The organism is Nostoc sp. PCC 9305 (assembly GCF_963920915.1).
Taxonomy (GTDB): domain Bacteria; phylum Cyanobacteriota; class Cyanobacteriia; order Cyanobacteriales; family Nostocaceae; genus Nostoc.
The window spans coordinates 72,566-87,081 of record NZ_CAWUDN010000011.1 but is presented as its reverse complement, the minus strand read 5'-3'; the positions used below and the strand labels follow the sequence as shown (position 1 = coordinate 87,081).

Here is a 14,516-nt window from a genome sequence, read left to right as displayed (position 1 = left end):
ATATCCTGCGTACCCTCCCTGATACTTTAGCTACAGTGTACTTAATCCACCCGATATATTAGGGGTAAACATGAAATTTAGTTCTCTATGTTTCACAAAGAGAAGAAAAAAACTGACGTTAAAACCTTTATATTATTTTTTTAATGGGTATTAGCATTAGGAACGAAACCCAACATTTTTATAGCTTTATTGGGTTGCGCTTTGCTTCACCCAACCTACAATTTTTCTTAACCCAAGCGTATTGACTTATAGGGTAGACCGCGACGCGATGAATCGCCGTCAAGACAATAATCAATCTTTCGTCTTGACAGGGATTTATCACGTCTTTTTGATCTAGCATTTTCATCAAAAAACCTTAATTTAACTGTATTGGGGTGGGACGGAAAGCCCGCTTTTCCCACCTACCTCACAATAAATGATGGGATATTTTTTTATTTGAAAGCAACTTGTTCTGCTGACTACAAAGTGTATACCCACGAAATACTTTCTGGCTTTGATGCGCTAATCATCGGAAAATCCTAAAAGGGCTGAAAAAGGTTTCTTCTCCTACTCCTCACTTGCTTTTTCAAGCTAGTAGTAAAAAAGTATGGCTGTCACTTTGGGTGAAAGCTAGATACTATTAGATTCGGCGTGTTTACTGTTCGGGAGTGCCAAAATGTCTAAACAGCTGGGTCAAAAAATTGCACCCACACCTATATCAAATGATATCAATGTGGTGGATTTGATCGATCAATACTTCACCGCTTACAACTCAGCACGGTTGCGGGAAATCTGCCAACTACTGAGTCGTGATGTCCTAACGGAAGGTGTCACGGTGGGAGTTAGCCTTTCCGGTGCGATGACGCCAGCAGGATTTGGGGTTTCAGCGCTTGCACCCTTAATTCGCAACGGCTTTATTGACTGGATGATTAGCACTGGTGCAAATCTTTACCATGATATGCACTACGGTTTGGGTTTTGAACTTTTTGCTGGTAATCCGTTTTTGGATGATGTGAAACTGCGTCAAGAAGGCACGATCCGCATTTATGACATTATTTTTGGTTATGATGTGCTGCTAGAAACTGATGCGTTCATCCGCAAGATTCTTCAAGGAGAAGCGTTTCAAAAGCGGATGGGAACGGCTGAATTTCACCATTTACTAGGTAAATATGTCCGAGAAGTAGAAAAGCAATTGGGTGTGCAGCATTCCTGCTTACTCGCTACAGCTTATGAATATGGGGTACCGATTTATACGTCTTCTCCAGGAGATAGCTCAATTGGGATGAACGTGGCGGCTTTAGCATTGGAAGGTTCGCAGCTGGTGATCGATCCATCAATTGACGTGAATGAGACAGCAGCGATCGCATATAATGCCCGTGAATCAGGAGGTAAAAGTGCGGCTGTAATTCTTGGTGGTGGTAGTCCTAAAAACTTTTTGCTACAAACCCAACCGCAACTTCACGAGGTTTTGGGGTTAGAAGAACGAGGACACGATTACTTTGTGCAATTTACCGATGCACGTCCAGATACAGGCGGTTTATCTGGGGCGACTCCATCGGAAGCTGTCAGCTGGGGTAAAATTGACCCGGATGAGTTACCTAACACAATCGTTTGTTATACCGATAGCACCATCGCTCTACCACTGGTAACAGCGTATGTGTTAAACAAATGCCAGTCTCGTCCCTTGAAGCGTATTTACGACAGGCGAGAAGCCATTTTGGATAAACTGCAAAAAGACTATCTAGCAGCCAAAACCCAACCATCGGATCGGGTTCCGGCAGCAGTTGCCGACAGTGCTTCACAGCAAACAGCAACTTATCCCTGTGGGCGGCTGATTCCGAATACTCACTAGGGAATAGGGAATAGGGAATAGGGAATAGGGAATAGGGAATAGGGAATAGGGAATTTTAATATGCACCGCTCCCCATTCCCACTCCCCTTTCATCCCTTCTTTTCAATCAACAAATAAGTTGTCATCTTCCCTTTGCCTTTAACTTCAATTTCGCCTCGTTTTTCAAATACAAATTCATCACACAAGCACTTATAAGTATTTTCTGTAACTTGGATTTTACCAGCAACACCTTGGGATTCCATAGAGCGAGCGATGTTTACTGTGTCTTTATAGAGTTCATAATTAAACTTCTTCAGATCGATGACTCCTCCTACTACCGAACCGCTATGGATGCCGATACGGATGCTGAAATTTTGGTTATTCTCAATATTAAATAGAGCGATCGCAGTTTGCATATCCAGTGCCATCAGAGCGATCGCTTGAGCGCGATCTTGGCGGCGTGTAGGTAAGCCACCAACTACCACATAAGCATCGTTAATGGTTCTGATTCTCTCTAAACTATATCGTTCGGTGAGGCGATCGAAAACTGAGAAAATTGGGTTGAGTAGGTTCAGCAGTTGAATTGCACTCATAGAAGTCGCAATTTCAGTCAAGCCGACGATATCTGCAAATAAAACTGTGACATCAGCAAAGTCTTCGGCAATGCTAGCTGGTTGTTCTTTGACTTCTCTAGAAATTGCGACTGGCAAAATATTCAGCAATAAACGTTCGGTTTCTTTCTGCTGATAACGAAGTGCTTCTTCTGCTGCTATTCGCTGGCTTACATTGCGAAAAATGCCGCGAATCGCAACTGGATGACCTTCAACAAATTTACAATTAATATTACCTTCTAGAAAGATTGTTTGATCGTCTTTAGTAACAAATATAGCTGTTACTTGCCCAAGGTTTTCTCCTGATAGTACGCGATAAAATCTTTGCAAACAGCTTTGTTTAAACTCTGGATGTATAATATCGAAAATATTCATATTCGCAATTTCAGCTTCGCTATATCCCAAAGTTTCTCGCCATGCACGATTGACATACAAAAAATAACCAGATGGATTGACACATTGAATCAAGTCATTAGCATTTTCAAATAAATCTCGATATCTTTCTTCACTTTCTATAAGAGCATCTTCTGCTTGTTTGCGTTTGATAAATTGGGCAATTTGGCTACCAATAGAACCCATCATTTGCAATAGGTCTTTATCTTTTGGTAGTAACTCCCGGCTAAAGAAAACCATCACTCCTAAGATTTCACTATCGTCTAAAATGGGGAAGCCAAAAGCTGCATATAATCCAGCCTCCGCAGCAGGTAGCGATCGCCTATTATCTCCATCTACTGTGATATCTTTAATCCACAAAGGCAAACGCCCGATCCAAATTCGACCAGGTAAGCCAACACCGGGTGTATAAGTAGTTTGCCAGGTGATTGCCTTAAACTCTCGCGCAGAAACTAATCGACTTGACCAAATTTCTACACACCTTAGTACTGCATTGAGACTATCTCCTTGTACGGAAGTGCCAATATATTGACTTGGTGTCCAAAGTTCGCCTAAATCCCATCCCAAGTTTTGACAAATAGACTGCAAAATTTGGGGAATTCCCTGCTTTATGCTCTGTGATTCTGATAATATGCGAGTAATAGAATACTGGATACTTGTACGCTGTTCCCGGCGTTGCCAAGCAGTAATATCCCGACCAATGTAGACAATATCTTCTAGTCCTTCTGTTTTTTTGGGAATCACTGAGCAAGAAAAAGCAATCAACAGTTTTTCTCTAGTTTTAGTTCGACAAACTACTTCTAAATTCTGGGAATTACGCTTTAAATAAGAATGTTGATAAATAGCTTTAATTACAATTTGATCCTCGTCAATGATTAGTGAGATTGGTTGATTTATTAATTCTTTTTCTTCAAAACCAAATAATTGTTGAGCAGCAAGATTTACTTTTTTTATTGTTCCTGAATTACTGGTTACTAACAAAGCATCTGCCATTGAAGTAATGACTTGTTCCATGTAATTAATGTTTGATTAATATACAAGCCTGTGTTTCCAAACTTTATAGAATTTACTATTACTCATTTTTTTACTAAGTTTATAGTACTTGATTAAGCGTGCTGTTTTTTATATCAATCGAGTATAGTTGAGCAAAAACGACTAGTTCGCTATGGCGGAAATTTGCCTACCTTTAACAAGTTGTTCAGAGCAACTTATCTAGTTAATTGAGATAGTAGCTAGATTTCTGTTGTGCTGTACTAGTGCAATGTCTAAGCTAGTACAAGAGGTTTTGTAATAAGCAATTTAGTCCTTACTACAAACTTGCTTACCCAATTTAAACTAAATAAGCTTGATTAATATTTTGAATATACTTCTTTTGGGGGATTGACAATTTAATATAATATTGGTGTTTGAGTAGTTTATAGTTAACAGTTGGCTTCATGTTTAATTTTAATCCTATGTGGTGTTTTACAAAACGGCGAATTAGATAAGTATTTTAACCAAATATTGCCGTAAACACCTTTCATTAGTTTCGCTATCTTGAAAGTTGATTTTTCAAGATAGCGCGTAGGCGTAGCCCGTCGTAGACATCGCCAGCATCTGGGAAATTTGAAATCCATCACTTTATAAGAGAGTAGCGAGTCTGTAGCTAGGTTCCCGCCACTCTCTTATTCTTCTATTCCATCAATTAAGTTTATGATTGTGCGCTGGCTACAATTTGATTCCAGGCTTTGACTGCTGTCTGTAAATTCTTTGGCAGATTATTTTGAGAAATATCATTGTACTGAACCGTACCTTCTTGGCTAGTGAGGGTGTAGGTGATATAATCAGCAGCACCACTGGGGGCTGGGTAACTCAAATTCCGAAATTGACTAAACTGAGAACGTTTTAGCGATCGCACAAATTCTTGTACCTGTTGTACAGAAACACGGCGAACACTACGTTCCGAATCATTGGCATCACCAATCCGTACGCGAATCAGTCGCCCATCTTTGAGTAAAACAGTCTTATAGGTTCTGCCAGCAAAACCCCCACTGGAGATTTGGCGAAATACTATATCTCGATCTAGCGGTGGTGGTAACTCACTAGCTGGAATTTGCACAGGGCCCAGCGTAGTTTCGTTAGCCTTTTGATTCAGCCTGAGTGCGGAACCTGTTTGATTGGTATGATAAACCCAGTTTTCTTTACCATTAGATACCACAATCCGCCAACCAGGAACTAACGCTTGGGTACAAAATTCATCAGCTTTAGGCAGTTCCAAGCAACCATTGCGCCAAGTTTGTTGATTGTAGTCAATAATTTGCAGTTGTCTAGTAAAAACTCCCTGTCTGCGGGCTAAATCTCGCAGTACTGCATTAGCTACTGGACGTGGCAAGCGGTTTGGTTTAATATTGTCTTTGAGAACTTCATTGCTTGTTTCTAGAGAAAAGTTTTCAGAAGCGCCCGTAGCACCTTTGACAAGTGTTAAACCGCTAGCAACAGACAAAATTCCAGTCAAAATCAAAGCAGTAAAAATTCGCCCTTGATTGGTGTTAAAGTAGTTTCTTAGCATGATTTTCATAGTAAGATATAACAAAGAAATACTATTCAGCCATTAATAGACAATAAAGTATATAATTCCAGAACTTTATCAGCTGGAATTATTTTAGTATCTGTATTCTGAGAGATATATAGAGACAGACGCTGATGTACTGATTGTTTGTTCCTTATACCAATTCTGCTTGAAGAAGAACTTAGAATTCAGGAGTCAGAACAATCAGTGGTGGATACCCTGCGGGATCTTGCTACAGACCCGCCACTGATTGAAAACCACTAAATCTTCTCTTTCATGACGTTACGTGAATGATTTAACAGGGGTTATAAACCCTCTTATTCATCCGCCAGCCGTACAGAATTAACGTGAGTTTGATGCACAAGATTTTGACCTCACCCCCAGCCCCTCTCCTAACAGACTACGGTGTACACACAAGTCCTAAAAACCTAGCTTGATAAGACTTTCCTCGTTCCCAGTCTCCGCCTGGGAATGCATTCATTGAGTCTCTGACTCAATGCCAGATTGGAGGCTTTGCCTCCACGAGGAGCATTCCCATGTAGAGCTTGTGTTCGAGATAAACGAGAGAAGAATGGAAAATCAAGCTTTTTTCGACTTGTGTGTACACCGTAGCTCCTCGCAGGAGAGGGAGGCTGGGTGGTTGAGGCCTGTCGAATTCACGTAGAATTAATGCTGAATTCTGACTCCTGACTCCTGAATTCTGTTTGATAAATCCATCAAATTTGCCAGTTTGTAAACTACTCGCGCTCCAACATTACCATCCCACTCTGCATCACCGACTTCGCAGATATCAAAGCCAATAATTTTTCTTCCACTATTGACCAATTCTCGGAAAAGACAAAAAGTTTGCTCTAATTCCAACCCACCTGGAACAGGAGTACCCGTACTCGGACAGAGTTTTGGGTCTAAACCATCTACATCAAAGCTAATATAAACATACTCAGGTAAATGACCGATCATTTCTTGGCATAAATCAATCCAAGTTTTTCCAGAGTAAAGCTTTTGCTTAATAGCCGGATCGTAATAAGCAATAATGCGACTATCAGATTGGTCAATCATTTGCACTTCATCATGACTAATATCACGCAAACCTACCTGCACTAACTTAGAAATTTGCGGGATTTTCATCGCATTAAACATAATTGACGCATGGGAAAACTCAAATCCCTCATAAGCATCGCGTAAATCTGCGTGGGCATCAATGTGCAAAATGCCATAGTTTGAGTATTTAGCTGCTAATGCTTGAAAATAACCTAAAGGCGAACTGTGATCTCCACCAATGACTGCAACTCGTTTACCATTATTAAATGCTGCCTGACAATTTTCAAACAGCCATTGATTGACCTGCTGACCAGCCTGATTAATTTCTGTCAGCACAGATGTTAAGTCTGGTGTATCGGAAAGTTGTTTACCTTCGGCTAATCGTTCAATAATTTTTGCTGCCAAGGCACGGTAGTATGTGTTCTTCTCTAAAATATCCTGGGGAATTTCTTCCATAAAAATTCCCTGCTTCCAGCCATCAGGGTTATCGAAATCGAACAAATCTAATTGAGTCGAAGCATCTAGAATTCGCTGTGGGCCATTAGCAGTGCCAGCACCATAGGAAACAGTCACTTCCCACGGTACACCAAAGACAATCAAGTTTGCAGACTGATAATCGCAGGGCAAACCTAAGAGGTTGCCATTTATTTCACCTACGCCGCTGGGATTGTAGTCTTTTAATTGATTACTCATTGAGTATCTTCTGGATTTACGTGGATAGACAGCACGCCGCCTAGTTGACATCTGCATTGTAATCAAAATTTTTCACAGGCGGTAAACTGCTTCAAGGGATGAGCAGGAAAAACCCATCAGTATACAGGTCACTTCAGCAGAGTTTTTCTTTTTTGTACCCTTGTTAACTCCCTACTCAACCCGCTTAACTTCAAATCCCCGTAACCCTTCCGGTTCCTCATATTCAACCACAACATCTTTAACCACAGCAGCAGGTGGCCCAGAGTGGCACCAGCGAACCATATCATCTACAACCTCTCGTGCCCCTTCAAAAACTGCCTCTACTCGATTATCGGGGAGATTCCGCACCCAACCGGTTAATCCCAATTGCCTAGCTGTATCGACAGTGGAATAGCGATAACCTACTCCTTGGACTCGCCCAGAAATGAATACATGGGCGCGGATAATCTTTGGCAGTGCTGTAGAATTCTGCATAGACTGGTCTAATCTTTACGATTCCAGTCTACCTAGTTTGTGTATACACAATCTGTTTTTAACTCCAACTCGCCAAATTAATCCCAGTCTTTCTTAATACCTACTAGTTTTTGTATATTTCCCGAATTTTTCAAGTAATTGAACTACCCTACTCTTCATTGAAGTCCTAGTCTAAATACCTGAAAACTGCTGTAATTTAATCAGTAGTTAGTTATTCCACTTGGAATTTTGAATTGTTTATGTCTAACCTGCCACCACTTAATACAGAAACAATTTGGGCGATTCTTGACGAGAAACTTGATGATGCCACAGTCAACCAATTGCTATGGCATTATTTAGGCTATCGCTATGACTCCTCAATTGCACAATGGGACGTTAGCCAAGTTGCACCAGAATGGCATAATGAGTACCCACAACCACCAGATTTCATTGAATCTCGCCCTGCAACTGTCAAGCTGACTCGTTCCATTCCTGCTGAAAATAAACAAATGCTAAAAGAAAAGCTGGGTTTCAAAGGTTACAAAATTGGGGAATTTGGGCCTCGGCAAACTCGCAGGGCAACAGCGGCGAATTGGTTGTTAAGTTATCTACAACAAGCTAATAGCAAAAAAGATTAATTCTGTAGTATATATTTGATAAAAACATCCTATTTTTACCAAATATATACTATCTTTAAACATTATTAAAAATATTGTTTTATTTAATATTTTTATGTCTTTGTATGAGATAGGTTAAAAACATTAGTTTTATAGACAATCTTTCCAAGATAGTAAATCCGTATTTCAGTCAACGAATACATACTATAAACAGCCAAAAATCAAAAATATTCAGTTAAGTTTTATAAATTAAGAGATAAATTATTCCTGAAGATAGAAGCACTCACGATCTAATTATTTCTCTAGAGCTATTTGCAAATTCAATTCAGCATCAGAGAATATTTCTATCAACCCTTGATATTACAAATACTTCTATGGCAAAGCCAATTGAATTTAGTTTATTTGCACCTTACAACAAAGGAGCCGCATTAATTGGTTCTTTTTCTGATTGGCAAGAAATTCCAATGGAAAAAGGTGATGATGGTTATTTCCGCACAAGTGTTGAATTAGAAGACGGCGTTTATAAATATAAATTTCGCGTTCAATCAAATTCATGGTTTTTTGAACCAGAGCAATGGGTTGATGTTACAGATCCTCAGGCAACTGATATAGACGAACAAAGTGGAAAAGACGATGGTGTTATCCGAGTCAAAGATGGGAAAAGGATTACCGATACTTATGTTTGGCAACATGATGATAAACCTTTGCCTGCTGACCACGAATTAGTAATTTATGAATTGCACGTTGGTGACTTTTCTGGTGGCGAGGACGATCCTTATGCACGAGGTAAGTACAAACACGTTATTGAAAAGTTAGACTATTTATGCGAACTAGGAATCAACGCTATTGAGTTGATGCCACTTAAAGAATATCCTGGTGATTATAGTTGGGGTTACAATCCCCGTCACTTCTTTGCGACAGAATCAAGTTATGGTTCTACTGCTGAGTTAAAAAATTTGATTGATGAGTGTCACGCTAAAGGTATTCGTGTAATTCTTGACGGTATTTATAACCACTCAGAAGCATCTGCTCCATTAACACAAATTGACCACGATTATTGGTATCATCACGAACCTCGCGATCCTGATAATAATTGGGGGCCTGAGTTTAATTACGAACATTATGACGAAAAATTAGATATTAAGCCAGCCTGGAAATTTATTGGTGAGACAATCCGTTTTTGGATATCAGAATATCATCTTGATGGTATTCGCTATGATGCGGCGCGGCAAATTGCTAACTACGACTTCATGCACTGGATTGTTCAGGAAGCCAAAAAAACTGCTAGCATGAAGCCTTTTTATAATGTTGCCGAATACATACCTGAAACTACCAGCATTACCAATGTAGATGGGCCAATGGATGGTTGCTGGCATGATAGTTTTTATCACTGCATTCTCGAACATATTTGCGGTGATACATTTGATTTGGAGCGTCTCAAAGATGTTATTGACTGCAAGCGCCAAGGCTTTTTGGGTGCTACCAATGTAGTAAATTATCTCACCAACCACGACCATAATCATGTCATGGTTGAACTGGGGAACCGTGAGATTTTTGACGAAGAAGCATTTCGGCGGGTCAAATTAGGAGTAGCCATCCTAATGACTGCTATTGGTGTGCCTTTGATTTGGATGGGAGAAGAATTTGGCGAGTATAAACCTAAACAACCTGAATCATCCAAAATCGATTGGACGCTGTTAGGTAACGATCTAAATCGTGGTTTATTTGAATCATACAAAGGTTTAACCAACCTGCGTAAAAGCAATCATGCTCTCTACACAGAAAATATTGATTTTATCCACGAAAATCCTGAAGCAAAAGTATTAGCTTATACTCGTTGGAATGATGAAGGTTCTCGTGTAGTCGTAATTGCAAATTTCTCAGAAAACTTCCTAGCAGGCTATCATATTCCTAACTTTCCTAGTGCTGGTACATGGCATGAGTGGACAGGCAATTATGATGTCCAAGCTGGTGATGATGGCATTATAATTGACTTGGGGCCATACGAAGCTAAAGTGTTTGTATGGGAGTAATGATATACACTACTACTAAGTCGGTAGTCCAATAAAAAAGAAAAAGGGGAAAATATTTCTCCTTTTTTAGTTATGATTTTACTCGTCTACAGTCTAATTAGAAATTTGTCAAGCAGAAAATAAGCTATTTTAAAATTTCATAGGTTTGTGTTACACTTTTGAGTTGAAGTGCGTCTATAGAATTGCCAAAGCATCCCCATGCACAACAAATTATTTAATAGTAATATCGACAACGCTAACATTGAGAACGATCGCATTTTATTAACTCCCAATGAAATCAAGTCAAAATTACCTTTAACACAATTAGCTGAACAAAGAGTTTTAGCATATAGACAGGAAATTGAAGATATCCTCGATTTTAAGGATCGCAGGAAATTTATAGTAGTTGGCCCATGCTCAATCCACGACCCAAAAGCAGCGCTCGAATATTCTGAGAGATTGAAAATATTGTCCGAGCGAGTCAAGGATAACTTGCTACTAATTATGCGAGTGTATTTTGAAAAACCAAGAACAACTGTAGGCTGGAAAGGGTTAATTAACGATCCAGACATGGATGATTCTTTCCATGTAGAGAAAGGTTTATTAATTGCACGGGAACTACTATTAAAAATTACAGAGTTGGGATTACCTGCTGGCACAGAAGCACTAGACCCAATCATCCCTCAATACATCAGTGAACTGATTACATGGTCTGCCATCGGCGCACGCACAACCGAATCACAAACTCACCGTGAAATGGCAAGTGGGCTTTCGATGCCTGTGGGTTTTAAAAATGGTACTGATGGCAATATTCAAGTAGCTTTGAATGCCCTACAATCTGCTGGAAATCCGCATAATTTTCTGGGAATTAATCAAAACGGACAGGTCAGCGTCTTTCAAACTAAAGGTAATGGCTACGGTCACGTAATTTTAAGGGGTGGTAGTCAACCCAACTTCGATCCAGCAAATGTCAAACTGGTAGAAGAGAAATTAAAACAGGCAAATTTACCACCCAGAATTGTAATCGACTGTAGCCACGGCAATACCAATAAAGATTACAAATTACAAGGTGCTGTCTTAGAAAATATTATTCAGCAAATAGTGGATGGGAATACATCAATTGTTGGCATGATGCTGGAATCGCATTTGTATGAAGGTAGTCAAGCAATTACTGGTAAACAAGAAGAATTAAAATATGGTGTTTCTGTAACCGACAAATGTATTCGCTGGGAAGAAACTGAAAAAATTATTTTGGCTGCTCACGAAAAACTTAAATGAGAAGTCAGAATTCAGAATTAAATCAATGGGGGGATTTAGAGAATGTTTGTCAAGTCTGAAAGTATACTAAAAACCCCGCTTCCATTCCTCTCCCTGTTTAGGCTACGGTTTACACACAAATTGAAAAATCTGCTCCACATTAGCTTTAATTTTGTAGTGGCGTGTCAAGACTAAATTTGTGCATCAGCAAACTCTTGTGGGATGGGCATCTTGCCCGTCCTAACTGGCGGGCAAGATGCCCGCTCCACAAGAAAATTTATTGCAACATTTTAGTCTTGTCACGCCACTACAAAACTAATGATCTGGAAAAAACGCTCAAGTGGTGACGACGAATTTTATTTATCGAGAAAAGGTTTAAGAGCTTCGCTGTTGTGTAAGCTTGCCGCAGGGTACGAGAGTTCAGTGGCCCCAAATCAGTAGGAGTCGAATCCCCAACAGAAGAGCTACCTCCTGCCATATTTAACCATTAAGATATACCTAAGATAGATGTAATAGTATCTAAGATGTGCTAATTACTCAATACTACCAACTGAAGGATTGAAAATTAGTATTTTTCTACATAAAATTAAAAATCTAAAATTAAAAATTGGTAACACTGATGGTTAGGAGTGTTAGAGTTTCAAGAAATTCACCGAAACTTTTCAGCGGGTATTCATGCTGAAGAAACTACAGAAAAAGCAAATTTCGATAATTGCGGGTGCAGCACTGTTTGCCTTTTTAACTGGGGCAATGGTATCAGCACCTGAGATTGGCAAGTCTCTGGGGAAGTGGCTCAAACTGAGTCAGAATCAAGCAGAGCAAAAATCGGACGGTAGTGTTGCTCAATCAGCGGTTTTTCCGTTGATATCGCAATCGCTGCCAGAACGAGCGGCAAAACTAGCAGCGATCGCTCAAGAATCGCGATCGCCAGATCGGAATCGCGCTCGTTATCTTTTGGCGAGTGATTATATTGAAAGAACCCAAGGGCAAAAAGCTCTAGTTCTACTCCAAGGATTAGAGAAAGACTATCCCATCCTCGCACCCTACATTTTGCTCAAACAAGCCCAGGCAGAGGATATGCTGGGCGAGGACGGCAAAGCCTCGGATCTCAGGCAAAGGGTGCTGAAACAGTATCCCAAAGAAGCGGCCAGCGTGAAAGCGCTATATTTGATTGCTCAACCAAAGCAACAAGAAACTGCTATCGCTCAATTTCCTTCCAATCCTCTAACTTGGGAAATTATCCGCAAACGCTTGCAAGAAAATCCCAATCAGCCACAATTACAATTGATTTTGGCTAAGTATGCCTACGATCAACCAGGTATAGTGGGCGTTTTGGATCAGCTAGCAAAACAGACTACCCTCAAACCTGAAGACTGGGAACTCATTGGTACTAGCTATTGGGAAAATAGTCAATTTCCGAAAGCGGCCAATGCTTACGCCAAAGCACCCAAAACATCGCGCAACCTCTACCGTACTGCACGGGGGTTACAGGTGGGAGGCAAAGATAAAGAAAAAGCGATCGCCACCTATAAACAATTAGTGCAGCAATTTCCCAATAGTGAGGAAGCTGGGATGGCACTACTGCGGTTAGCAGAAACTGCAAAAACACCTAAAGACGGCTTACCGTATCTTGACCAGGTAATTAGTAAATTCCCCAAACAAGCTGGTACTGCACTGGTACAAAAAGCCAAAATCCAAACTCTCAAGGATCAAAAGTCAGCTAGCGCGGCGTGGCAATTACTCATAAGTAAATACGGTAGCTCTGACGAAGCAGCAGAGTATCGTTGGAAAATCGCCCAAGATAAAGCCGAAGCCAAAGATTACGTCGGTGCTTGGCAATGGGCAGAACCAATCGTCACTAATAACCCCAATAGCATTTTGGCTCCAAGAGCAGGCTTTTGGGTAGGTAAATGGGCGGCTGCACTGGGGAAACAGCAAGAATCTAAAACTGCTTATGAATATGTGGTTAGCCAGTTTCCCTACTCTTACTATGCATGGCGAGCTGCAACAATGTTGGGGCTAAATGTCGGCAACTTCGATAACGTGCGCGTCATGAACCCGGAAGTAATCGCACCCCAGCGTCCATTACCGCCTGCTGGTTCTGAAACTTTCAAAGAATTGTATCTGCTAGGTCAAGACCGCGATGCCTGGTTACAATGGCAAACAGAATTTCAGAACAAAATTCAGCCAACAGTAGCAGAGCAATTTACTGAAGGGTTGATGCGGCAGGCTAAGGGAGAAAATCTCATCGGAATTGATGAAATTTCTAAATTAGAAGATCGAGAAATACCAGGCGAACTTGCCCAATATCAGACTCTGAGTAAACAAATCACCTACTGGCAAGCGCGTTATCCATTTCCCTATCAGCGAGAGATTGAAAAGTGGTCTATTGACCGTAAACTTAATCCTCTGCTAGTAACTGCTCTGATGCGTCAAGAGTCACGGTTTGAACCAAAAATCAAATCTGTCGCTGAAGCTACTGGTTTAATGCAACTGTTGCCAAGTACAGCTAAATGGATCGCGCCCCAAATCAAGGTGGATTTCAAAACAATAAACTTAGAAAATCCCAACGATAACATCATGCTGGGTACATGGTATTTGGGTCATACCCACGATCAATATAACAATAACTCTTTGCTGGCGATCGCTAGTTACAATGCTGGCCCCGGCAATGTCTCCAAATGGTTGCAAACTTTAACCACAAAAGATCCAGATGAGTTTGTTGAACAAATTCCCTTTGATGAAACTAAAAACTATGTGCGGCAAGTATTTGGCAACTACTGGAATTATCTAAGGCTTTACAATCCTGAGATTTCTGGCATAGTGACAAAGTACTCGACCACACACCCACAACTACCAGCGCGATAATTTGAGAAAGTTATGAGTTGTGAGTGTTGAGTTCAAGCAATTTTTTGATTCAAAGTTCACAACTCATAGTGATATCTGTTTAGCTAATTACTAAAAGAATATTTAAGATTTAAGCATAATCGTAGGTTGTAACAGCAAAGTCTGCTAAGGTCTGATTAAAAAATTAGGCGTTGCTGAATCAAGGGATGATTCTTGTAGGGTGGGCGTCTCGCC

Annotated in this window: 9 protein-coding genes; 5 read left to right on the top strand and 4 right to left on the bottom strand. The window is 40.4% G+C overall.

Translation table 11 applies throughout. The features are described 5' to 3' along the window. Positions 1 to 655: 655 nt before the first annotated feature. Entirely contained in the window at positions 656 to 1,831 is a 1,176-nt protein-coding gene (locus ACM0OX_RS06530) for a homospermidine biosynthesis protein (protein WP_414514053.1), read from the top strand. An 89-nt stretch (positions 1,832 to 1,920) separates the two neighbouring features. Here the strand turns inward: ACM0OX_RS06530 and ACM0OX_RS06525 are convergent, their stop codons facing one another. The 4 genes from ACM0OX_RS06525 to ACM0OX_RS06510 form a co-directional block, all read right to left on the bottom strand. Further along, positions 1,921 to 3,828, bottom strand: a complete 1,908-nt coding sequence (locus tag ACM0OX_RS06525) for an adenylate/guanylate cyclase domain-containing protein (RefSeq protein ID WP_414514052.1) — start codon at positions 3,826 to 3,828, stop codon at positions 1,921 to 1,923. Positions 3,829 to 4,504: 676 nt separating this feature from the next. Further along, positions 4,505 to 5,371 carry a hypothetical protein gene (locus ACM0OX_RS06520; protein ID WP_414514050.1) on the bottom strand — a complete coding sequence of 289 codons (867 nt, stop codon included), beginning with the start codon at positions 5,369 to 5,371 and terminating at the stop codon, positions 4,505 to 4,507. A gap of 657 nt (positions 5,372 to 6,028) precedes the next feature. Then, on the bottom strand, positions 6,029 to 7,096 hold the full coding sequence (speB, locus tag ACM0OX_RS06515; protein ID WP_414514048.1) for an agmatinase SpeB: 1,068 nt from the start codon (positions 7,094 to 7,096) through the stop codon (positions 6,029 to 6,031). Between the two features lie 171 nt (positions 7,097 to 7,267). Beyond that, entirely contained in the window at positions 7,268 to 7,570 is a 303-nt protein-coding gene (locus ACM0OX_RS06510; protein ID WP_292775585.1) for an acylphosphatase, read from the bottom strand. 239 nt (positions 7,571 to 7,809) lie between these two features. Between ACM0OX_RS06510 and ACM0OX_RS06505 the strand changes: the two genes are divergently transcribed. The 4 genes from ACM0OX_RS06505 to ACM0OX_RS06490 all read left to right on the top strand — a co-directional run bounded on the left by ACM0OX_RS06505 (position 7,810) and on the right by ACM0OX_RS06490 (position 14,303). Then, positions 7,810 to 8,187, top strand: a complete 378-nt coding sequence (locus ACM0OX_RS06505; protein WP_414514046.1) for a DUF1823 family protein — start codon at positions 7,810 to 7,812, stop codon at positions 8,185 to 8,187. A gap of 353 nt (positions 8,188 to 8,540) precedes the next feature. Further along, positions 8,541 to 10,199, top strand: a complete 1,659-nt coding sequence (locus ACM0OX_RS06500; protein ID WP_414514044.1) for an alpha-amylase family glycosyl hydrolase — start codon at positions 8,541 to 8,543, stop codon at positions 10,197 to 10,199. 198 nt (positions 10,200 to 10,397) lie between these two features. Then, positions 10,398 to 11,456 (top strand): 3-deoxy-7-phosphoheptulonate synthase, encoded by a 1,059-nt coding sequence (locus ACM0OX_RS06495; RefSeq protein ID WP_414514042.1) that lies wholly within the window; start codon positions 10,398 to 10,400, stop codon positions 11,454 to 11,456. Positions 11,457 to 12,110: 654 nt separating this feature from the next. Beyond that, positions 12,111 to 14,303, top strand: coding sequence for a transglycosylase SLT domain-containing protein (locus tag ACM0OX_RS06490; RefSeq protein WP_414514040.1), 2,193 nt, complete (start codon positions 12,111 to 12,113; stop codon positions 14,301 to 14,303). Positions 14,304 to 14,516 lie beyond the last annotated feature (213 nt).